Origin of the sequence: Streptomyces sp. NPDC096205, assembly GCF_044763135.1 — a bacterium.
Classification (GTDB): Bacteria; Actinomycetota; Actinomycetes; order Streptomycetales; family Streptomycetaceae; genus Streptomyces.
The window spans coordinates 195,239-218,322 of sequence record NZ_JBIWFS010000004.1; the positions used below are offsets into that span (position 1 = coordinate 195,239).

The 23,084-nt window shown below is 71.6% G+C and carries 10 protein-coding genes and 2 pseudogenes; 1 reads left to right on the plus strand and 11 read right to left on the minus strand.

What is annotated here, in order from left to right; translation table 11 throughout:
- Positions 1-4: 4 nt before the first annotated feature.
- The 5 genes and pseudogenes from ACIQ6Y_RS17000 to ACIQ6Y_RS17020 all read right to left on the minus strand — a co-directional run bounded on the left by ACIQ6Y_RS17000 (position 5) and on the right by ACIQ6Y_RS17020 (position 10,653).
- Entirely contained in the window at positions 5-1,489 is a 1,485-nt protein-coding gene (locus ACIQ6Y_RS17000; protein WP_404038866.1) for an amino acid permease, read from the minus strand.
- Positions 1,486-2,163: a FadR/GntR family transcriptional regulator gene (locus ACIQ6Y_RS17005; RefSeq protein WP_404040081.1), complete on the minus strand. Its 678-nt coding sequence runs from the start codon at positions 2,161-2,163 to the stop codon at positions 1,486-1,488. Before ACIQ6Y_RS17005 ends, ACIQ6Y_RS17000 begins: the two co-directional genes overlap by 4 nt.
- A gap of 268 nt (positions 2,164-2,431) precedes the next feature.
- Positions 2,432-5,545: pseudogene (locus ACIQ6Y_RS17010) on the minus strand (alpha-amylase family glycosyl hydrolase); the annotation flags it as partial.
- Between the two features lie 73 nt (positions 5,546-5,618).
- Positions 5,619-8,744, minus strand: a pseudogene (locus ACIQ6Y_RS17015) (alpha-amylase family glycosyl hydrolase); the annotation flags it as partial.
- A 208-nt stretch (positions 8,745-8,952) separates the two neighbouring features.
- Positions 8,953-10,653, minus strand: coding sequence for a carbohydrate-binding module family 20 domain-containing protein (locus ACIQ6Y_RS17020; RefSeq protein WP_404038869.1), 1,701 nt, complete (start codon positions 10,651-10,653; stop codon positions 8,953-8,955).
- Positions 10,654-11,134: 481 nt separating this feature from the next.
- On the opposite strand from ACIQ6Y_RS17020, the gene ACIQ6Y_RS17025 reads away from it, so the two are divergent.
- Positions 11,135-14,101, plus strand: a complete 2,967-nt coding sequence (locus tag ACIQ6Y_RS17025; RefSeq protein WP_404038872.1) for a carbohydrate binding domain-containing protein — start codon at positions 11,135-11,137, stop codon at positions 14,099-14,101.
- 44 nt (positions 14,102-14,145) lie between these two features.
- Here the strand turns inward: ACIQ6Y_RS17025 and ACIQ6Y_RS17030 are convergent, their stop codons facing one another.
- Genes ACIQ6Y_RS17030 through ACIQ6Y_RS17055 form a run of 6 tightly spaced genes read right to left on the minus strand, consistent with a single transcriptional unit; the run spans position 14,146 to position 23,084 of the window.
- A complete protein-coding gene (locus ACIQ6Y_RS17030) occupies positions 14,146-15,162 on the minus strand; it encodes an SDR family oxidoreductase (protein WP_404038875.1) in 1,017 nt (338 codons plus the stop codon).
- Positions 15,163-15,202: 40 nt separating this feature from the next.
- On the minus strand, positions 15,203-16,282 hold the full coding sequence (locus ACIQ6Y_RS17035) for an ROK family protein (RefSeq protein ID WP_404038877.1): 1,080 nt from the start codon (positions 16,280-16,282) through the stop codon (positions 15,203-15,205).
- A complete protein-coding gene (locus ACIQ6Y_RS17040) occupies positions 16,279-16,650 on the minus strand; it encodes a cupin domain-containing protein (protein WP_404038880.1) in 372 nt (123 codons plus the stop codon). The genes ACIQ6Y_RS17035 and ACIQ6Y_RS17040 overlap by 4 nt, the downstream gene beginning before the upstream one ends.
- The gene (locus tag ACIQ6Y_RS17045; protein WP_404038883.1) at positions 16,647-17,813 is read right to left on the minus strand and encodes a sedoheptulose 7-phosphate cyclase; all 1,167 of its coding nucleotides are present in this window, start codon (positions 17,811-17,813) and stop codon (positions 16,647-16,649) included. The genes ACIQ6Y_RS17040 and ACIQ6Y_RS17045 overlap by 4 nt, the downstream gene beginning before the upstream one ends.
- Before the next feature lie 7 nt (positions 17,814-17,820).
- Positions 17,821-20,040, minus strand: a complete 2,220-nt coding sequence (gene malQ / locus ACIQ6Y_RS17050) for a 4-alpha-glucanotransferase (protein WP_404038886.1) — start codon at positions 20,038-20,040, stop codon at positions 17,821-17,823.
- Positions 20,037-23,084 carry a Cof-type HAD-IIB family hydrolase gene (locus tag ACIQ6Y_RS17055; RefSeq protein WP_404038888.1) on the minus strand — a complete coding sequence of 1,016 codons (3,048 nt, stop codon included), beginning with the start codon at positions 23,082-23,084 and terminating at the stop codon, positions 20,037-20,039. The genes malQ and ACIQ6Y_RS17055 overlap by 4 nt, the downstream gene beginning before the upstream one ends.

The following is a 23,084-nucleotide window of genomic DNA, read 5'->3' on the forward strand; positions in this document are numbered from 1 at the left end:
CGGGTCACGCGTCGGCCCCGGTGGAGGTGCGCTTCAGTCGGCCGCGGATGGCGTACCACCCGGTGACCAGCGCGGCGACGATCAGCGGCAGGCACAGCACGGTGGTGCGGCCCGCGCCGCCGTCGGCGTACATGAGGACCAGGACGGAGGCGAGGAAGGCCAGCGTCACGAGTTCGGTCCAGGGGGAGCCCGGCAGCCGGTAGCCGGGGCGGGTCAGCTCGCCCTTCTCGGTCTTCCGCCAGAAGAGGAGGTGGCAGACCATGATCATGCCCCAGGTGGCGAGGATGCCGAGGGCGGCGAAGTTGAGCACGATCTCGAAGGCGTCCTCGGGCACGACGAAGTTGAGGCCGACGCCGAGGACGCAGATGCCGCTGGTGAGCAGGATGCCGCCGTAGGGGACCTGGCTGCGGCTCATGACGCCGGTGAACCTGGGGGCGGAGCCGTGGACGGCCATGGAGCGCAGGATGCGGCCGGTGGAGTACAGGCCGGAGTTGAGCGAGGACATGGCCGCGGTCAGGACGACGAGGTTCATGACGCCGCCGGCCGCGGGGATGCCGACGTTGGAGAGCACGGTGACGAAGGGGCTCTCCTCCGCCCGGTACGACGACCAGGGCAGCAGCATCGACAGCAGGACGACCGAGCCGACGTAGAACAGGCCGACGCGCCACATGATCGAGTTGATCGCCTTGGGCATGATCTTCTCGGGGTTCTCGGTCTCACCGGCGGCGACGCCGACCAGCTCGACGGAGGCGTAGGCGAAGACGACGCCCTGGACGATCAGCAGCATGGGCAGCAGGCCGTTGGGGAAGATGCCGCCGTTGTCGGTGATCAGGGACGGGCCGGGGGTGGTGCCGTCGACGGGGTGCTGGGTGACCAGCAGGAAGATGCCGATGCACATGAAGACGACGAGCGCGCCGACCTTGACGATCGCGAACCAGAACTCCAGCTCGCCGAAGATCTTGACCGAGATCAAGTTGACGGTCAACACGATCGCGAGGGCGATCAATGCGATCAACCATTGAGGGATGTCGGAGAACATGCCCCAGTAGTGCGTGTACGTCGCGACCGCGGTGATGTCGGCGATCCCGGTGGTGGCCCAGTTGAGGAAGTACATCCAGCCCGCGGTGTACGCGCCCTTCTCGCCGAGGAACTCACGGGCGTACGACACGAAGGCGCCGGAGGACGGGCGGTACAGGACGAGCTCGCCGAGCGCGCGGACGACCAGGAAGGCGAAGACGCCGCAGACGGCGTAGGCGATGAAGAGGGAGGGTCCGGCGTCGGCGAGGCGGCCGCCGGCGCCGAGGAAGAGGCCGGTGCCTATGGCGCCGCCGATGGCGATCATGTTGACGTGCCGGTGCTTCAGGGACTTGCTGTAGCCGGCGTCTCCGGCGTCCACATGTCCGTGACGTCCGCCGGTTCCGGCAAGCTCGTCCTGCTCGCCGGAACGTTTCTGCATCTGCACGTCGTTGTGCAGGGACTGCTCGCTCACGCCTCGGGTCCGCCTTCCGTGGGGCTGCTCGTGCGAGGGGAGCGCACGATGTCGGTGAGGGTGGTCTCGACGCGGTCCAGGTGATGGCTCATGGCCTCGATCGCGTCGTGCTCGGAACCGTCGACCAGCGCCTCGACGATGGCGCGGTGCTCGCGGTTGGACTGCTCGCGGCGTCCGCCCAGCTCGTTGAGGAACGCCGACTGACGCGCCAGTGCGTCGCGGATCTCCTCGATGACCCGGCGGAAGACCGGGTTCTGCGCGGCCTCGGCGACGGCAAGGTGGAACAGGGTGTCCATCGCGACCCACGCGGTGGTGTCGGTCTCCCGCTCCATGCGCTCCATCAGGTGCGCGAGGTGGTCGAGGTTCTCCGGGGTGCGGCGCACGGCCGCGTACCCGGCGACCGGGATCTCCACATGGCGGCGCACCTCCAGCAGGTCGCTGGCCGCGTAGTCGCCGAAGGTGGGGTCCTCCACGGCGTTGGCCACGACGAAGGTGCCGCTGCCGGTTCGGGACCTGGTCAGGCCCATGGTCTGCAGGGCGCGCAGCGCCTCGCGAAGGACCGGCCGGGAGACCTCGAGGGTGCGGCACAGCTCCGCCTCGGAGGGGAGCTTGTCCCCTATGGCGTACTCACCGCGCTCGATGGCACCGCGCAGATGGGCCAGCACCGCTTCCATGGCGCTGACGCGCCGCGGGACCGCTCCACCTGTCTGGCTGTCTGACAGGTTCACGGGACAGATGTTCCGGGTGAGCCGAGGCTGCTGTCAAGGCGGGTGAAAGGAAAGTTTCAGCGGTGCAGGAGCCATGTAAGGCGGCTTGCGACCGGTTGCGGGGCGAAAGGCCAGGTCACGGGAGGGTGCGGGAGCGACCGGAAGGCCGTTCCCCGGGAGGGTGCGGGAGCGACCGGAAGGCCGTTCCCGCACCCTCGGCAGGCGTCAGGCCTCAGCCGCGCACGTCCACCCCGGTGGCCGCGAGCAGGGCGCCGTTGCCGACGCGCTGGGTCGCGACGAGCTGACCGCGCTGCGCCTCGGCGATCCGGTCGCGGTCGCGCGGGTCGACGGTGAAGGCCGGCAGACCGGCGAGGTCCGGGTGGGCGGCCTTCTGGGCGGCCGTGAGTTCGGCCGGCCTCAGCCGCAGCCACCGGCCCTCGTCGGAGAGGGCTCCGTCCACGATGCCGAGCGTGCCCCGGTCGGGGTAGACCAGCTGCTGCGTCGTCGCCGCGGTGGCCTTCACGTCCCACACCAGGGTGTCCGCGCCGATCCAGTGCGCCTCGGACCTGGACAGATCGAGATCAGGGGCGGTGCCGACGGTGGGCAGCAGATAGCTGTCCGCCCCGCCGACGAGCCAGACCTCCTTGCCGTACGTGGCGAAGTCCAGGGACCGGTCGCTCGCGAGGTCCTTCTCGTCGCCCTTGTGGACGATGTAGCTGAGCGAGGTCGCGTTCTCCGCGAGGGGCACCTCGAACGTGACGCCGTAGGAGTCCCGGCCGACCGGCAGCAGTGGCTTGGTCCAGTCGGTGGGTGCGGCGGCGCCGGTCCAGGCGTGCAGGCCCCAGCCGTCGTAGGCGCCGTCGGACCGGTGATAGTGGATGACCGCCTTGCGGGCGTCCTGCGGCGGATAGGTGCCCTCGGGCGCGCTCTCCGCCTGGCTGTCCTTGCCCTGCTCGATCCAGACGGCTCCGGTCCTGGCCAGCTCGATGGTGCGGGCAGGGCCGTCGGCCACGCCGTTCTTCCGCACGGTGTACGTCACGTCGGCGGCGTCCTCGTCGAGGTCGACCCAGGCGAACGCGCCGTAGGCGTCCCGCCCTGTGAAGTCCGTCGTCGCCGTGCCGGCCGTCAGCTGCCAGCCGTCGTAGTCGCCGTCGGGGCGGCGGTAATGCACGACTGCGTAGTCGCGTTCCACGGCACGCGGCCGGGCCGGCTTCGGCGGCTGTCCGGCGGTCGTGACGGCGAGGGCGCTGCCCGTGCGGCCGCGGCTGTCGACGACAACCGCCTTGTAACGCAAGGGCGTTCCGGCCCGCACGGTGTCCGGGAGGTGCTGCGTGACACGGTAGGGCGCGTGGTCGGCCGAACCCAGCACCTGCCAGGGGGCGTTGCCGACCTGTGCGGCGAACACCACGCGGTTCAGCGCGTCTCCGGGCACCTCGGCCGAGATCTCCACGTCTCCGGTGGCGCCCGGAGCGGGGGCCTTGAGCGTGACCGTGGGCGAGGCGGCCGGGGCGGGGAGGCGCCGGTCCGCCTTCAGTACGACCGCTGAGAGGGCCGGGACGGTCACCCGTACCTTGCGGCCGGCGTCACTGCGAACGCTCGCCGAACTGCCGTACAGGGACTTGAACTTGGTCCGCGCCGAACCGGTCTCCAGCTCCACCGTCCTGGACTCAGCGGCGTTGTTGACCGCGACCAGGTACTCCACGCGCTGCCGGGCATCGGTGCGCGAGAACGCGTACACGCCCTGCCCGGGGTCGGCGTAGCGCTCGGTCTGGACCCCGTTACGCAGAGCAGGGTGGGCCTTGGTCAGCCGTGACAGAGAGGCGATCGTCCGGTACAGCGGATGCCCAGTGTCGTAGGCGTCCGAGGCGTGGGTGCGGTCCGTGCCGATCTGGTCGTCGTCCAGGTAGTCGGGAACCTTGGACGCGAACATCGTCTGGCGTGCGCCCTTGTCGCCGCCCGGACCGGTGAAGCCCTGCTCGTCGCCGGCGTAGATCACCGGGTTGCCCCGGGACAGGAACAGCAGCTCGTGCGCGAAGCGGTCGCGCTTCAGCAGTTCCGTGTCGCTGGCGCCCGGGTTGTCCTGGGCGATGAAGCTGCCGATGCGGCCCATGTCGTGGTTGCCGAGGAAGGTGACCTCGTTGTAGGCGTTGGCCTTGTCGGTGGTGTACCGGTAGTCCTGCGCGAACAGGGCGGACAGCGTGGCGGCGGGCCTGTCCTGGGAGGCGTAGCCCCGGACGGTGTTCTGCAGCGGGAAGTCGAGCGTGGCGTCGAGGCGGCCCTGGGTCACGTAGGGCGCGATGACGGCCGGGTCGGAGGACAGCGTCTCGCCGAAGACGAAGAAGTCCTCGCGGCCCTTCTTCGCGGCGTAGGCGTCGATCGCCGTGGCCCACTGGGTCCAGAAGTTCATGTCGACGTTGCGGACGGTGTCCACACGGAAGCCGTCGACGTCGAAGTCCCTGATCCACTTCTGGTAGATGCGCTCCATGCCCCGGACGACCTCGGGCCGTTCGGTCCACAGGTCGTCGAGGCCGGTGTGGTCGCCGTACAGGCCGCTCTCCCCCGCGAAGGTGGAGTCGCCCCGGTTGTGGTACATGGCCGGGTCGTTGAGCCAGGCAGGGACCTTCGTCGTCTCCTCGCCCTCGGTGATCACGGGCGTGTACGGGAAGCTGTCCGCGTCGACCTCGCGCGTCTCCTTGCTGTCGTCGAAGGGGCGGCCCTCGGTGTCGAGGTAGGGGTAGGCGCCCTTGGGGCGGTAGCCGAACGTCTTCTCGGCGTAGGTGACGGTGTCGGCGGTGTGGTTGGTGATGACGTCGAAGAACACCTTCATGCCCTTGGCGTGGGCCTGGTCGATGAGCCTCTCCAGGTCGGCGTTGGTGCCGAAGTGCGGGTCGACCTGGGTGAAGTCGGTGATCCAGTAGCCGTGGTAGCCGGCGGACTCGCCGCCGCCCTGCACGGGCTTGTTCTTGAAGATGGGCGCCAGCCAGATGGCCGTGGTGCCGAGGCCCTTGATGTAGTCGAGCCTGTCGATCACCCCCTTCAGGTCGCCGCCCTGGTAGAAGCCCTTGTCGGTGGGGTCGTAGCCGGTCCTGGTGCGGTCGCCGGACAGGCCGCCCCGGTCGTTGGCCGTGGTGCCGTTGGCGAAACGGTCGGGCAGCAGGAAGTAGGCCTGCTCCCGGGTGAGGTCGTGCCGGGCGGGCTCGGCGGCCAGGCGGGCGTCCGACGGCGGGTCCTGCGGCCGGGGGCCCGCCGTCGCGGGCTGGGCGGCGTGCACGGAACCGGCGAGCAGCGCGGCGGCGACGGCCACCACGGCCGTGGGCAGGGCTCTTCGCCGGGTCCCGTGCGCCCGCATCGGGGTGTCGTCGGGGTCTGTCAGATGTCGGGGTGAAGCAGTCACCACTCGGTCCTTCCGGTCAGTTCTCTGGGGTGCGGACGCCGGTCGCGCCCAGGAGGGCACCGCTGTCGGCCCGCTGTGTGGCGATCAGCTCGCTCCTGAGCGCCTCGGGGACCCGGTCGCGGTCGCGCGGGTCCACCCGGAACACGGAAGCGTCCGCGAACTGCGGATACGCCTCCTTCTGCGCCTGCGTCAGCTCCGCGGGCACCAGCCGCAGCCATCGGCCCTCGTCGCGCAGCGCGCCCCGCACGAGCTCAAGCCCGCCCTCGGGCGCGTAAACGAGCTGCTGGCTCGCGACACCGGTGCCCTCCCCCGCCCATACGACGGTGTCGTCGCCGAGCCAGGTGGCCGCCGAGGCGTCGAGGTCCAGGCCGAAGGCGCCGCTGAGGGACGGGGCGAGGTAGACGGGGTCGCCGGCGACGCGCCACACCTCGTGGCCGTACAGGGAGAAGTCGAGGGCCTCGTCGACGGGGATGTCCTTCTCCTCCCTCTTGTGCAGGACATAGCTGAGGGAGGCGGCGCCTTCCTTGAGCGGCACCTCGAAGACGAGGCCGAAGGAGTCCCGGCGCACGGGCCTGATGGGGTCGTTCCACTCCGGCGGGTTCTCCGAGCCGGTCCATGTGTGCAGGCCCCAGCCGTCGTAGTCGCCGTCGGGCCGGTGATAGTGCAGGACCGCCTTGGTGATGTCCTGCGGAGGCCGCGCCTGCTGGGGCCGGTCGGTGCGGACCGTGTCGGTGCCCTCGCTGGTCCACACCTCGCCTGCCACCGCGAAGTCGACCGAGCGCTCCGGCCCGTCCGCGACGCCGTCCTTCTCCACGGTGAAACGGACCGGGCCGCCGGTCGACGGAATCCAGGCGAAGGCACCGTAGGCGTCCCGTCCGTCGAAGGAGGCCGTCGTGCCCGTCGCCGTCCTCAGCCGGAGCCCCTCGTAGTCACCGTCGGCCCGCTGATAGTGGACGACCCCGTAGGTCCGCTTCACCGTGGGCTTCTCGGGGACGGGGGCCTGTCCCGCGGTGGTGACGGCGAGGGCGCTGCCCGTGCGGCCGCGGCTGTCGACGACAACGGCCTTGTAGCGCATGGGTGTTCCGGCCTGGACCGTGTCCGTGAGGTGCTGCGTGATGCGGTAGGGGGCGTGGTCGGCGGAGCCCAGGACCTGCCAGGGGGCGTTGCCGACCTGCGCGGCGAACACCACGCGGTTCAGGGGGCCTTCCGACACCTGTGCGTCGATCTCGACGTCGCCGGTGGCGCCCGGGGCGGGGGCCTTGAGCGTGACCGTGGGCGAGGCGGCCGGGGCGGGGAGGCGCCGGTCCGCCTTCAGTACGACCGTCGAGAGGGCTGGGACCGTGACTCGCACCTTGCGGCCGGCGTCACTGCGGACGCTCGCCGAACTGCCGTACAGGGACTTGAACTTGGTCCGCGCCGAACCGGTCTGGAGCTCCACCGTTCTCGGCTCGGCCGCATTGTTGACCGCGACCAGGTACTCCACGCGCTGCCGGGCGTCCGTGCGCGAGAACGCGTACACGCCCTGCCCGGGGTCGGCGTAGCGCTCGGTCTGGACGCCGTCACGCAGGGCCGGGTGCGCCTTGGTCAGCCGTGACAGAGAGGCGATCGACCGGTACAGCGGATGCCCAGTGTCATAGGCGTCCGAGGCGTGGGTGCGGTCCGTGCCGATCTGGTCGTCGTCCAGGTAGTCCGGGACCTGTGAGGCGAACATCGTCTGGCGGCTGTCGACGTCGCCGCTGGGGCCGGTGAAGCCCTGTTCGTCGCCTGCGTAGATCACCGGGTTGCCCCGGGACAGGAAGAGCAGCTCGTGCGCGAAACGGTCGCGCTTCAGCAGTTCCGTGTCGCTGGCGCCCGGGTTGTCCTGGGCGATGAAGCTGCCGATGCGGCCCATGTCGTGGCTGCCGAGGAAGGTGACCTCGTTGTAGGCGTTGGCCTTGTCGGTGGTGTACCGGTAGTCCTGGGCGAGGACGTGGGAGAGGTCCGTGGCCGGGGCGCCTCGGGAGGCGTAGTTGCGGAATGCGGCCTGGAGCGGGAAGTCGAGGGTGCCGTCGAGGCGGCCCTGGACCAGATAGGGGGCCATCACCACGGGGTCGGCCGAGAAGGCCTCGCCGAAGACGAAGAAGTCGGGCTGTCCCTGCCGGGCCGCGTAGGCGTCCAGCGCGGTGGCCCACTCGGTCCAGAACTCCATGTTGACGTTCTTGGCGGTGTCGACGCGGAAGCCGTCCACACCGAAGTCGTCGACCCACTTCTCGTAGATCCGGGCCATGCCCTCGACCACTTCGGGGCGCTCGGTCCACAGGTCGTCGTTGCCGAGGAAGTCGCCGTACAGGGCACTCTCGCCGGCGAAGGTGGAGTCGCCGCGGTTGTGGTACATGGTCGGGTCGTTGAGCCAGTCGGGGACCATGCGGTCGTGCTCGCCGGTGCGCGGCTGCGGGGTGTAGGGGAAGCTGTCGGCGTCGACCTCGCGCATCCCCTTGCTGTCGTCGAAGGGACGGCCCTCGGTGTCGAGGTAGGGGTAGGCGCCCTTGGAGCGGTAGCCGTACTGCTTCTCGGCGTAGTCGACGGTGTCTGCGGTGTGGTTGGTGATGACGTCGAAGAACACCTTCATGCCCTTGGCGTGGGCCTGGTCGACCAGTTCTCTCAGGTCGGCGTCGGTGCCGAAGTGCGGGTCGACCTGGGTGAAGTCGGTGATCGCGTATCCGTGGTAGTTGGCCGACTGGTGGCGGCCCACCGTGTGCACCGGCTTGTTCTTGAACACCGGCGCCATCCACAGGGCGGTCGTGCCGAGGCCCTTGATGTAGTCGAGCCTGTCGGTGACCCCCTTCAGGTCGCCGCCCTGGAAGTAGTACTTGTCGGTGGGGTCGAACCCGGTGTGCGACCGGTCGCCGGACAGGCCGCCCCGGTCGTTGGCCGGGGTGCCGTTGGCGAAACGGTCGGGGAGCAGCAGATAGAACTGCTCGCGGGAGGGGGCGGGGCGGGCCGGTTCACGCGCGAGCACCGCGTCGGCGGGCGGCTCGGGCGCGGTGGCCGACTCAGGCGCGAGGGTCGCTTCCGGTACAGCGGCCGATTCCGAATCAGCGGCCGACGCCGATACGGCAGCCGATTCCGATACGGCGGCCGACGCCAAGGGCGCGGTGGGCGCGAGGACGGTCAACGCCGGTACGGCCAGCGCGAGGGCGAGATACCCGGCGGTCCGGCGCCGGGGCGGGGCTAAGGTCACGGGGCCTTTCTCCTGAACGGTCTCACATGGGACGTGCCGCCCGCGGGCGCGGGCGGCGTGGGTGGTGCGTGGTCACCCCGCCCGTCGCCGCAGGGCGACGGGCGGGGGTGTCGGTGGGGGGCGAGACCGCGGTGGGCCCGGCTCAGCTGCGCCAGGTGTCGTTCACCGTGATCCTGCCGCCGGCCGGGACGGTGGCGGTGCGGTTGGCGCCGCTCTCCCAGGTGACGCTGCCGGAGGCGTCCTTGCGGACGTACTTGTACTCGAAGGTGGTTCCGGCAGGGAGGTCGAGGTCGAGCTTCCACACGGGGTAGCTCGCCGGGTCGAGCTTCAGTGCGTTCGCCGGGTTCCAGTTGCCGAGGGCAGCCTGGTTGCCGGTGACGTAGATGTTCTGGCCCCAGGCAGTGGTCGCGTTGACGTTGAACGACGCGCCGACGGGCTCGACGGGTTTCTCATTGCCGCTGTCGCCGCACTCCTTCGCCCCGATGTGCAGGGCGAGCGCGCTGTGGGCGCCGAGTGTCGCCGTGAAGCGGCCGGAGCCGTCGACGGTGACGGGCTTGTCGCTCTGGACATCGCAGTAGGTGCCTGCGGGCAGGGACGTCTGGTAGGTGCGGGTCAGCGACGACGACTCGTGGTTGATCGCGACGAAGGCCTTGTCGCCGCGGCCGAAGGCGATGGCGTTGGCGCCGTTGTCCCACCAGTCGGTGACCGCGGCGGTGCCGGCGGTGTTGCGGAAGCCGACCATTCCGGCGATCTCGCGCCAGGCGTGCTGGCACTTCCAGCCCTCGGTGAAACAGGCGTTGACCTGGCCGTTGTTGGGCGGGCCGTCGTCGTGGCCGGTGAACTCGTAGCCGGAGTGGACGTCCGGCGAGCCGTAGGGCCAGGCCAGCATGAAGACGTGCGCGAGGGTGTAGTTCGCGCCGTCCTTGTAGCTGAGGGAGGCGCCGGTGCGTTCGGTGTCGTGGTTGGCGACGAAGACGGAGGAGGTGGCGCTGGGGCCGTAGCCCCAGGCCGTGCCGAAGTTCTTCAGGTAGGCCAGCTTCTCGCCGCTGAAGACGCGCTTGAGGTCCCGGGCGTAGCCGAACTCCTGGACGTCCCCGGTGCCGGTGTACTGGCCGGGCTGCACGGCCTCACCGGTGGCGCCGATGGTCTCCTGCTTCCAGTAGACGCCGGGGTTGGTCAGCCTGCCCTTGATGTTGCTCAGGTCCGCCGGGGCGATGTGCTTGGCCGCGTCGATGCGGAAGCCGTCGACCCCGAGGGAGAGCAGGTCGTTCATGTATCCGGCGATCGTCTTGCGGACGTACTCCTCGCCGGTGTCCAGGTCGGGCAGGCCGCCCAGCTCGCAGTGCTGGACGTTCCAGGCGTCCTGGTAGTTGCCGACCGAGGTGGTGCAGTCGTCCAGGTCGGACGCGGAGTAGGTGCCCGGGTAGTTGTACTTGGAGAAGCTGGAGCCGCCGGAGCCCGTTCCGGAGGTGTTCGCCATGTGGTTGATCACCGTGTCGACGACGACCTTGACGCCGGCGGCGTGGCAGGTGTCCACCATCGCCTTGAAGGCGGCGCGGTCGCCCAGCCTGGTGTCGATCTTGTAGCTGACGGGCTGGTAGGCGGTCCACCAGGGGGCGCCCTGGATGCGTTCCTGCGGCGGCGACACCTGGACGTATCCATAGCCGTCCGGGCCGAGTTGGTCCGTGCACGCCTTGGCGACCGAGCTGAACTTCCATTCGAACATCACGGCGGTGACGTCCTTGACACCGGGGGGTGCCGCCTGAGCGGTGCCCGGCACCGTGACGGCCACAGCGGCTCCCGCGACAAGCGCGAGTGCAGCGGCCACGGTTGTGCTGGCCATGGTTCCTCCCTGATCCACGAACTGATCCACGAACTGATCCACGAAGCGGGAATGCGGATGAGAGGCCTCACGCAGCAACGCGCCATGCCAGGGGGCCTGTTGTCGCTTCTTGCTGAAACTCGACGGAACATCTTGCGGTCGTGAAGGTACGAGCTGCCGCCGTCGCTGGTCAACCCTTCAAACAACACCTGTTGCAGACCTTCGGAAGCCCAAGGTCAGCCAGTCGGGCCCGAGTTGGCTGACTGAAAACTCTTTCGCAACCATTGCAACGGTGTTACGTTCACCCACACTTCCGGCCCGGGATCCGGTGGGGCGGCACCAACTCCGTTCCCTCACGCGCCCGGACCTCCCGGGCCGGTTGCCCAGCTCCAGGCACCCGTAGCGGTAAAGGCGTGCACCCACCAGCTCTGGTATGGCATGCGCATGCCAGCCAGGGAGGCGCTTGCTCCGCCCGGTACTCCCCACCCCACCGGAGACGCACATGAGACGCGACAGACCCCTCGTCCGCGGCTGGACCGCGGGCGCCCTGGCCGGAGGGCTGCTGGCCCTTGCGGCCGTCACCGGTCCCCCGGCCGCTCCCCGTACCGAGCCGACGGCCGCCACCGCGAACTCGGCTACGGTCTACTACTCGACGAAGACCCGCAACTGGTCCTCGACCTATCTGCACTACGCCCCGAACGGCGGTTCCTGGACCACGGTGCCGGGGACCCGGATGCAGGCCGCCTGCACGGACTGGGTGAAGCTCACCGTCGACCTGGGCTCGGCCACCGGCCTCCAGGCCACCTTCAACAACGGCTCCGGCACCTGGGACAACAACGGAGGGCAGAACTACGCCCTGGGCACGGGCGACATCACCGTCAAGGACGGCGTCGTGGCCCACAGCAACCCCTGCGCCGACCCGGGCCCGGGCACCGGGCAGTCGGCCACGGTCTACTACTCCTCGCAGTCGCTGGGCTGGACCACGGTGAACCTCCACTACCAGCCGGCCGGAGGCTCCTGGACGGCCGTGCCCGGCGTCGGCATGCAGGCGGCCTGCGCCGGCTGGTGGAAGCAGACCGTCGACCTCGGCTCGGCGACCTCACTGAAGGCCGCCTTCAACAACGGCAACGGCACCTGGGACAACAACAACGGCGCCGACTACGCCATCCCCTCCGGCACGAGCACGGTGAAGAACAACACCGTCACCGGCGGCGCGGCCGACCCGTGCGCCCCGCAGCAGCCGGACACCCAGGCGCCCGGCGTGCCGTCCGGCGTCACGGCCTCGGCCACCGGCACCTCGGTCGTCACGTCCTGGCAACCCGCCACCGACAACGTGGGGGTGACGGGCTATCAGGTGACGCGCACCGGCGGCACCAAGGGCACGACGGTCACCGACGTCACCTCGACCGTCCTCTCCGACACCGGCCTGGAGGCGAACACCGCCTACAGCTACACGGTGCGGGCCGTGGACGCCGCCGGGAACATCTCCGCGGCCTCCGCTGCGGCCCGGGTGACGACCGGGAGCGCCCCGCAGCCCACCACGGGCACCCCGCTGGGCACGGACCCGCGCAAGGACCCCATCTACTTCGTGCTGACCGCCCGCTTCAACGACGGTGACAGCTCCAACAACCGTGGCGGCAGCCAACATGTGAAGTCGGGCAATGCCGCCAACGACGACCCCATGTTCCGCGGCGACTTCAAGGGCCTGGTCGACAAGCTCGACTACATCAAGGGCCTCGGCTTCTCCGCTGTGTGGATCACCCCGGTCGTGCTCAACCGCTCCGACTACGACTACCACGGGTACCACGGTTACGACTTCTACAAGGTCGACGCCCGTCTGGAGTCGGCCGGCGCGTCCTACCAGGACCTCATCGACGCCGCCCACGCCAAGGGCATGAAGATCTACCAGGACGTGGTCTACAACCACTCCTCCCGCTGGGGCGCCAAGGGCCTGTTCACGCCGACCGTGTACGGCGTGCGCGACAGCCAGTGGAGCTGGTACTACGACGCGAAGAACGAGGGCTTCGAGTACGACGGCCTCACCGTGGACCCGCAGTCGGGCAAGTCGTACTACAACGGCGACCTGTGGTCCACCGCCGAGCCGACCGGCAACACCTGTCTGAACTGGGGCAAGCCCACCGGCGGTAAGAGCGCCGAGGGCTACACCGTCTACAACTGCCAGTGGCCAAGCCCCACTTCGGGCATGTTCCCGAAGGCGTACTACCACCAGTGCTGGATCGGCAACTGGGAGGGCGAGGACTCCCGCTCCTGCTGGCTGCACGAGGACCTCGCGGACTTCAACACCGAGTCGGCGCCCGTGCAGAACTACCTGATCGGCGCGTACAACAAGTACATCGACATGGGCGTCGACGGCTTCCGCGTGGACACCGCGGTGCACATCCCGCGCGTCACCTGGAACCGCCGCTTCCTGCCGGCCATCCACGACCGGGTCGCCCAGCGGTTCGGTGCTCAGGCGGCCGACAACTTCTTCGTCTTCGGCGAGGTCGCCGCGTTCGTCAACGACAAGTGGAACCGCGGCTCCCCCAACCACTCCGCGCAGTTCTACACCTGGAAGGAGCGCCGCGAGTACAGCGCCGACGACACCGCGGCCGCGCTCGAGCAGTACGACTACGAGCAGCAGCAGGGCACCGGCAACCAGCCGACGTCCACCAACGCCTTCCTGAACGGCAACAGCTACCACGCGCCGGACCACAGCAAGTTCTCCGGCATGAACGTCATCGACATGCGGATGCACATGAACTTCGGTGACGCGTACAACGCCTTCTCCAACGGCAAGGACTCGGACGACAGTTACAACGACGCCACCTACAACGTCGTCTACGTCGACAGCCACGACTACGGCCCCAACAAGAGCAGTACGCGCTACACGGGCGGCACCGACGCCTGGGCCGAGAACATGTCGCTGATGTGGACGTTCCGCGGCATCCCGACGCTGTACTACGGCTCGGAGATCGAGTTCCAGAAGGGCGCGCGGATCGACTGCGGGCCGACCTGTCCGCTCGCCACGACCGGGCGCGCCTACTTCGGCGACCATCTCAAGGGCAGCCTGACGGTGTCGGACTTCTCCAAGGTCGACTCGGCCTCCGGCCAGGTGGCCACCACCCTGAGCCAGCCCCTGGTCAAGCACGTCCAGCGGCTGAACCAGATCCGGCGGGCGATCCCCGCACTGCAGATGGGGCAGTACTCCACCGACGGGATCTCGGGCGGAATGGCCTACAAGCGGCGCTACACGAGCGGCGGCACGGACAGCTTCGCCCTCGTCACCGTCTCGGGCGGCGCCACCTACACCGGCATCCCCAACGGCACCTACCGGGACGCGGTCACCGGCGATGTCAGGACCGTCACGGGCGGGACGCTGTCCGTCGCCGCACCCGGGAAGGGGAACCTGCGGGTGTACGTCCTCGACGGCCCCGGCAAGATCGGCGCCGACGGGCCCTACCTGAAGTGACCCTACGGCGCCGCCGGTCCCGGACACCGGGGCCGGCGGCGCCTTCAGACGGTCTCTCCGAAGGCCCGCTCCCCGAAGGCCTGCTCTCCGAAGGCCTGCTCTCCGAAGGCCCGCTCTCCGAAGACCTGCTCCCCGTGGGCCCGCTCCCCCAAGGCCCGCTCCCCGAAGGCCCGCGCCAGCAGTCGCGCACCCTCGTGCACCCCGCGCACGCGGAGGCCTCGGGTGGCCGGCAGCCGGCCGAGCAGGGTGCTGACGAGGCAGGTGTTCTCCGGCCGTGACGCGTACCGGGTGCCCGCCCTGGCGGTCGGGACGACCAGGCCGGGACGGGCGCCCAGCGCGTCGGCGATCACCGATGCCCACGCGGCCCGGCCGACCCGGTCCGGGCCGCCGAGGTGCAGCACCGGCGGCAGCGGGTCCCGGCAGTCCAGCAGGGCGGCGGTCACCTCCGCCACGTCGTCGACCAGCACCGGAGTCGTCCACTGGTCCGCCGGGGCGGTGACCGGCTCACCGCGGACGAGCCGGTGGGCGCACGCAGCGAAGAAGTTCAGCCACTTGCCGGCGTCCGCGGGCTCATGGCCGTAGACCAGGCTGACCCGCAGCACCAGGGCGTCCGCGGCTTCCAGCAGGGCCTGTTCGGCGGCGGCCTTGGCCCGCCCGTAGGCGTTCGCCGGGCGGATCGGGGTGTCCTCGGTGTTGTCGGCCCGGGTGCCGTCGAAGACGTTGTCCGTCGAGATCAGCACCAGCCGCGCCCCGCCCGCGCGCGCGGCGAAGTGCGCGGCGACCGCGGTGTGGGCAGCGGCCGCGCGGTCCGGGTGCTCCTCGCACCAGGTGACGTCCGAGGGCCCGTGCACCAGCACCACCCGGTCCGGGCGCAGCCGTTCCAGCAGCCGCCCGCACGCCCCGGCGTCGGTGGCGTCGAGCGGTGTCCAGCCGACCCCGTCGGGCGGCGTCACCGGGGTCCGCGAGGCCAATGTCACCTCCTTGCCGTCCGCCGCCAGGCGGCGCGCGATGCCGGTTCCCACGAAGCCACTGCCGACGACCAGCGTGCGCCCGCCGGTCATGGCGCCTCCCCTCGGATCTGCGATGCCGTACGCGAGGTCGTCATCCCGCCTCCTGGTGGGCCAGTGAGGCCGTGCGGTCGGCCAGCAGCCGTCCCACGCCGATCAGTCCGTGGTCGTCGTCCGCGCGGCCCAGCGCCACCGAGGCGTCCACCGCGGCGGCGTCGAGCCCGAAGCAGCCGAGCCGCACCAGCTCCTCGACGAGGAGTTCGCGGTAGCGCTCCCCGACGGCCAGGGCGAAGCCGCCCATGATGACGTACCGGCAGATCCCGATGGAGGTGAAGACGGCGCCGATCGCCTGCGCCAGATACACCAGCGTGCCGCGCAGCACCCGGGTCGCGAAGGGATCGCCCTCGCGCACCGCCCGCGCGATGGCCGGGTTGTCCAGCGCGCCGGCGCGGCCGTCGCACAACTGCCCGAGCCGGGAGTGCGCGAAGCCCGCCGGGTCGGCCGCCGCCGCGCGGCGGGCCGCGGCCAGCACGCCGCGTCCGGAGGCGATGCCGCCGAGATGGCCGCGGCCTCCGCAGTCGCACAGCGGCGCGTCGGGCGACGGGTCGCACACCCAGTGGCCGAGTTCGCCGCCGTGCCCGTCGGCGTCCAGCAGCACCTCGCCGCCCCGGAAGACCTTGTTGCCGATCCCGGAGCTGACGGTCAGCAGGCAGAAGGGCTCCGCCTCGGTCGCGGCGTACCGCCAGGCGGCCGCGGTCAGGTCGTTGACCACGACGACCGGGGCGCCGGTCCGCCGCGCCAGGAGCTGCCCGAGCGGCAGCGGCGCACCGCGCCGCCCCCACACGGTGGGTGCCGCGAGCACCAGGCCGCTCGCCGAGATCGGCCCGGCGAAGGCGACGCCGACCGCGCGGGTGCCCCTGCCACCGGCGTGCCGGGTGATCTCATGGACGATCTGCTCCACGACCCTGTCTTGCAGGACGGGCACCGGGTCACCGGGGTGGCGGGCGATGCCCTCCACGGGCACCCGGCGCACCCGTGACAGGGTCGCCGTCACCGGGTCGTACGTGCCGGTGCGCAGGGTGGTGCCGCCGACGTCGAGGACGGTGAAGGTGCCGGTGCCCTCGGTGCCTGCCGCTCTTGCCGGGACGAGCCGGCCGGAACGCGGAACGGTCATCGGAGCACCTCCTCGAACACCAGCAGCCACAGTTCGTCGGCCGAGTCGTTGAGCAGCCCGTGTTCGCCGTGCGGGCGGTTGACGACGACGTCCCCGGTGCCGACGCGGAAGTCCGCGCCGTCCCGGTGCATCAGGCCGTTGCCGCGCAGCACGACGTACGTCTCCCGGTCCCGGCCGTGCCGGTGCCGGCCGATGGAGGTGCCCGGCGGCAGCACGGCCAGGTCGACGAACTCGGCTCCCTCGCCGCCCTCGGTGCGGGTGAACAGCCGGTGCGCGAGGATCGTGCCCAGGCCGCCGTGGTCGTGCTCCTTGGCGGCGAACAGCTCGACGAGGTTCGTCACGTCCTGCGGTACGTCGTACGGCGTCACTGTGCGCCTCCCCCGGCTCCGAGGGCCCGCAGGGCCGCCCGCAGCACCTCGGCGGGCAGGTCCGTGAGTTCCTCGACGAACGTGGCCTTGCCGATGCCGGTCGGCACGACGAGGTGCAGCTTGCGGCCGCGGCGCTGCCAGGACGCCTGGAGCGCCTGGGTCATGAGGTCCTCGGTGCAGGTGGCCGGGTCGAGGACGGGCAGCCCGATCCGGGTGAGCAGGGCCACGATGCGCTCGCAGGTGTCGGCGTCGGCCAGGCCCAGCAGCCGGGCGATGTGCGCCGACAGGGCCATGTCGACGGCGACGGCCTCGCCGTGTTCGAGGCGGTGTCCACCGGCCGTCTCGACGACCGGGCTGAAGGTGTGGCCGAAGTCGACCAGCCGGGCGAGCTCCGACTCGCGCAGGTTGGGGCAGAGTTCCTCCATCATCAGCCGCATCGAGGTGCGCAGGACGTAGGTCTCGACGTCGCCGTTCGGGGTGTGGAGGAACGCGTCGGGGTGCCGTTCCAGCGTGGTGAACAGGTCGCCGTCGAGGATGACCGCCATCTTGACGATCTCCGCGAGACCGCAGCGGATCTCCCGGGGCGGCAGGGTGGCCAGCAGCGAGGGGTCGTTGAGGGAGGCGTGGGCCGGGTGGTAGGCGCCGAACATGTTCTTGGAGTGCAGGGCGTTGACCCCGGTCTTCACTCCGACACCCACGTCGACCTGCCCCACCAGGGTGGTGTTGACCTTGATGTAGCGGATGCCGCGGGCGTACATCGACGCGGCGAAGCCCACGACGTCGGCGACGATGCCGCCGCCCACCGCGAGCATCACGCCGTGGCGGTCGAGCCCGGCCGCCTTGGCGACGGCGCACACCTGTTCCACGGACGCGAGGGTCTTGTTGCGTTCCCCGGTGGCGATCACATGGATGCTCCAACTTCCGGGTGCGAGACGGGCGTCGAGGTACGCCCGCAGGCGCTCGCCGTACAGCCGGTGCACGGTGGGGCCGACGAAGGCCACCACACGGCGTCCTTCGAGGCGTTCGGCGAGCAGGCTGTTGCCGGGGTCGAACACCGCGTCGGTGACGTCCACGCGGTAGCGCGTGCCCTCCGGCGCCAGCAGGTCGAAACCTCCGGCGTCCTCGACTACCCCCTCGACCCGGACAAGGGCCTGGCTTGACATCTTTCTCCTAGCGGTCGGTTCGGTGCGGTGCACCGGAGGTGAACACACGGGCGATGGTCTGGACGCCGGGACGGCCGGGCAGTTCGTCGAGCGGTACCGGCCGGCCGTCCCGGTCCGCCACGGGCAGGCGCCAGTTGGGGTGGACGGTGGCCGTGCCGGGCAGGTTCTGCGGCCGGCGGTCGCCGGTGGCGTCCGGCAGCCACACCCCGAGCAGCCGGGACGGGGTGCGGGTCAGGAAGCGGTGCAGGGCGACGGCTTCCCCGTCCGGGTCCGGGAGGAGTCCCTCCCGCTCCAGCTCGGCGAGCCAGCCGTCGCGCTCGGCGGCCGCCTCGTCCTTCTCCTCGGTCTCCGGGCGGGTCAACAGGCCCAGCCGGGCGCGCAGTTCGACGTGCTCGCCGGTCAGCCACGCCGCGGTCGTCGGCAGGTCGTGGGTGGTCAGCGTGGCGAGGCAGTTCGTGCGCCACCGGGCGGCGGGCAGCGGCCCGTGCCGTCCCTCGGAGCCGCCCAGGTACTCGAAGCGCTGCACGGACGTGCCGAGCACCCCGCGCGCCGCCAGCTCCTCGCGGACGCCCGCCTCTACGGTGCCGAGGTCCTCGCCGATGACGTGCACGCCCGCCCGGTGTGCCTCCAGCAGCAGCACACCGAGCATCGCCTCGGCGTCGTAGCGGACGTAGGTGCCCTCCGACGGGGACCGGCCCTCGGGGACCCACCACAGCCGGAACAGGCCCATGACGTGATCGACCCGCAGGGCACCGGAGTGCCGCATGCCGGCGCGCAGCAGCGCGGCCAGCGGCCGGTATCCCTCGGCGGCCAGCGCGTCGGGCCGCCACGGGGGCTGGCCCCAGTCTTGGCCGTGCGGATTGAAGTCGTCGGGCGGCGCTCCCACGCTCATCCCGGCCGCCAGACAGTGCTGCAACGCCCATGCGTCGGCCCCCTCCGGGGCGACCCCGACCGCGAGGTCGTGCATCAGGCCGATGTCCATGCCCGCCTCGACGGCGGTGCGCTGCGCCGCGGCGAGCTGCTCGTCGGTGATCCAGGCCAGCCAGCGGTGGAACGCGACGGCGTCCGCGTGTTCCTGGCGCGCCGCGGCCACGGCCGCCGACCGGGGGTCGCGCAGGGCGGTGGGCCAGGAGCGCCAGGCGCCGCCGTGCACCTCCGCCAGCGCGCACCAGGTGGCGAAGTCGGTCAGGTCCTGCCCCTCGCGGGCGGTGAACGCCTCGAAGGCGGCCCGGCGGGCCGGGGCGAGCGGCACCGCGTGCACCAGCCGCAGCACCCGGTGCTTGAGCGCGCGCACCGTCTCGCGGTCGATCAGCGTCCGACCGCTCAGCACCCCGTCGTTGAGCTCCCGCGCACGGGCGGCAAGGGACTCCGCCTCCGCCCGGGCGGGCCCGGTGAGCTGCCGGTACTCGGGTACGTCCGTCACCCGTACGTGCATGGGGTCCGGGAACCTGCGGGAGCTCGGCCGGTACGGCGACGGGTCCGGCAGGGGGCCGGGCTCCATCGCGTGCAGCGGGCCGAGCTGCACGAAACCGGCCCCCAGCGCGGACCCCGACCAGGCGGCCAGGCCGGCCAGGTCACCGAGGTCGCCCATGCCCCAGGAGCGGCGGGAGAGGACGGAGTAGAGCTGGACGAGGAAGCCCCAACTGCGCTGCCCCGGTACGGGGATGCGGTCGGGCACGGCCAGCAGCGGGACTGTCCTGTCCTGTCCGGCGTGGGTGACGTGGAGCAGGTGGTGGCCCGGGGGCAGCGGGTCGGACGGTGCGGCCCTGCCGCCGTCCTCCAGGGCGACGTACGCCTGCGCGTGCGAAGGGAGTGCGGGGCGGGCGGGTGAGCCGGCGCGGACCACGACGCACGGCGGCAGGGCGCCACCTCCGGCGGCGCCGCCGCCCCCGCCGACCCCGGCGACTCCGCCAACCCTGGCGTCCCCGCCAACCCGGCGGTCTCTGGCGTCCCCGCCAACCCGGCGGTCTCCGGCGACCCCGCCGCCCCGGCGGTCTCCGGCGACCCCGCCGTCCTTGGCAACCCCGGCGCCCCCGCCGCCCCTGGCGTCCCCGCGCAGGTCGGCGAGCGCGGCGCGGGCCGAGGCGTCCGTGGCGGCGTCCACCCCGCACGCCGCCAGGACCGCGACCAGCGTGTCCGGCGGGACGGTGACCCGGTGTCCCCGGTCGGTGGTGTAGTCGGTGGCGATGCCGCGCAGACGGGCCAGCTCCCGGAGCGCGGCGGTCATGAGCGGACCTCCGGAGCGCCGAACAGCCGTTCCAGGACGGCGGCGACGCCGTCCTCGTCGTTGCCGGGCGCGATCTCGTCGGCCATCGCCCGCAGGTCCGGGTGGCCACCGGCCATCGCCACCCCGTGGCCGGCCCAGGCCAGCAGCGGGATGTCGTTGGGCATGTCGCCGAAGGCGACGGTGTCCGCGCCGGTGAAGCCGAGCAGGCGCGCGGCGCGGGCCACGCCGGTGCCCTTGTCGGTGCCGGCCGGCAGGATCTCCACCATGCCCTTGACCGAATGCACGACGGTCACCGCGTCCCCCATCAGCTCGCGCGCGGTGGCGGCCAGCCGGTCCTCGTCCACGTCCGGGTGATGGAGGATCAGCTTGTCGATCGGCTCGCTCCACAGCAGCGCCGGATCGGTGGTGACGTCCCAGCCGTGCCGGACGCGTTCCCCGAACCGGGGCGTGACCTTGAACCGGCTGTCCGGTGGCGAGGTGACGATGCCCAGCTCCACCCGGCCGAGCACGTCCTCGACCCGGGCGACGACCTCGCGGGCGAGGTCCAGGTCGAGAGGCAGCGACGACAGCAGCCGGTCGGCGCCGGCGTCGTAGAGCTGTGCGCCCTGTCCGCAGACGGCGAGCCCCTGGTAGCCGATGGTGCGCAGGAGCTGTCGGCAGGCGACCGCGGGGCGGCCGGTGACGACGAGGTGCCGGGCGCCGGACGTACTGACGAGGGCGAGGGCCCGGCGGGTGCGTTCGGAGACCGACAGGTCGCTGCGCAGCAGCGTGCCGTCCAGGTCGGTGGCGACGAGCAGGAAGGGCGGGACGGTCACGGGCACGGCGTCCCAGGCCACCCGGCCCGAGCGCAGGGTCAGTTGGGCGACGAGGTGCCGGCCGACCGGGGGCCCATCGAGGACGCCGGTGAAGTGGCCGGCGCCGTCGGACGCCAGGGACCTCAGGGCGGCCCCGCTGCCGGTGGGCGCCGGCTCGTCGGAGGCCAGCGCCTCGGTGGCGGACTCGCCGACCGGGTCCGCGGCGTCGGTTCGCCCTTCGTCCGCGGGGGACGCCGACTCGACGACCACCTCCACGTGGTCGGCTTCGGGATGGGCGTAGTCGACCCGCCAGGTGCCGTCCGGTTCTTGGGTGAGCCGGCAGCGTCCGGCAAGCCGGGCCGTCAGGTCGCGGCGGCCGGACCGCCGGGCCAGCGCGGCGCAACGGGCGAAGTCGGCGCGGGCATGGGCGGCCTCGAAGAGCCGCTCGTAGGCGTCGGCGTCCAGGTCGGTGACGTCGACGCCGAGCACGCGGGCGTAGGCGTCGGCGTCCCCGCGCTCCAGGGCCACCCGCTCGATCTGGTCGCGGTGTTCGGTCCAGGCCGGTTCCGGGAGCCGGTCCAGCCAGCCGAGGGCCAGCAGTTCCTCGACGGGCAGCGGGCGCGGTTCGTCGCGCAGGGCCCGTTCGTAGGCGGCCAGCCGGGTCTCGGCGCTGCGGGCCCAGGTGAAGGAGCGGCCGACGCGCCGGGCGTTCGCCGACAGCCGGGCGTAGGTGTCGGGGGCCGTGCGGTGGACCGCCACGGCCTCGCGTATTCGCTGCGCGAGCTCGACGGCCAGGCCGACGTCGTCGTCGCGGAACGAGCCGCGCACCGAGAAGCCCGTCGCGTCGGGGTCGCCGGGCGGACGGTCATGGCCGAAGTGGCCGGTCACCCGCTGCGCGGTGGCGAGGGGTACGGCTCCGCACGCCATGGCCTCGGCCTGGGCGATGAGGAAGCCGTCCAGCTCGAACTTGGAGGGGAAGACACAGAAGTCGGCGGCCGCCGCCTCGGTGAACAGGGTGTCCTCGTCGGCCAGTCGCCAGTCCAGGCGCACCTGTCCCGGGTGGCGGTCGGCGATGGCCTGGAACGCGGCGTTCGCCACGGTTCCCGGCCCGTCCGCTCCGCCGCCTGCCGAGCAGCGGATCAGGAAGCTGACCTCGGGGTCGGTGGCGAGGACGTCCTCGACGGCCCGCATCAGCTCCAACTGGCCCTTGTGGTGCACCGCGTAGCGGGCCGCGTGGTAGAAGACGGGCCGGGAGGGGTCCAGGCCGAGTCCGCGCAGGACGGCGTCCCGGTCGACGGCGGCGGGGTCGCGGGCCAGCCAGCTGTCGGCGACGGCGCAGCCGCCGGCCAGCAGCTTGTGCGACTGCTCGCGCAGACGCCGGGCCACCGGCAGCGTCGCGAACAGCGCCTCCATCGGGGTGTCCTGGAAGGTGGTGTAGTGCCGCAGCTGGCCCGGTGAGACGAAGTCCACCAGGTCCGCGTACTGCGCCACCAGGGGGAACAGGCCGACATGGTCGGGCCCGTACTCCGTGTGCATCCGGGTGCCGGCCAGGGCCCGCGCCATGGTGGCCTCGGGCGAGTCCTCGGCGGGCGGCGGCCCGTCCAGGGCGTCCAGGCCGGTGGCGTCGGCGCCGAGCAGCTCCAGCAGGCGCTCCGCCTGGGGGCGGTACACCTTCTGGGTGACGGGCGCGTTGGCCGCGACCGTGCTGACCGTACGGAAGCGCGGGTCGCCGGCCAGGGCGGCGGGCAGGAGGTAGTGGTAGTAGGGCTCGAAGCCGTGCACGACGGCCGGTTCGCCTGCCAGGGCGCGCCGGATGAACCGCAGTCCGTCGACCTGGAACACCAGGGGCTTGAAGTGGGCCAGGTCCCGGCCCTCCAGGCCGGGCGGCGGATACAGCCGGTCCGGCAGCAGGTCCAGGTACTCGCTGGACAGGAAGTGGACGTCCACGCCGTCCAGCCGCATCCGGTGGGCCCGGGTGGTCAGCCGCAGCTCGACCGTCGGCGGCTGGGCGGGCCAGACCTTCGGGTCGAGCACCAGCGGCACGGTGTCCGTGACGGGGTCGTCCAGTGTCTCGAGGTCGAACCGTTCGCGGAGCGCGTCGAGATGGCCGTGCGCGGGGGTCACCAGCGACACACGGTGGCCCCGTGCCGCGTACTGGCGGCACAGGTTCCACACCAGCGGGGACAGGCCCCCGCGCATCAGCCGGTTGTCGAAGCCGCCGCACTCGAAGGAGAAGGCGATGATGTGCAT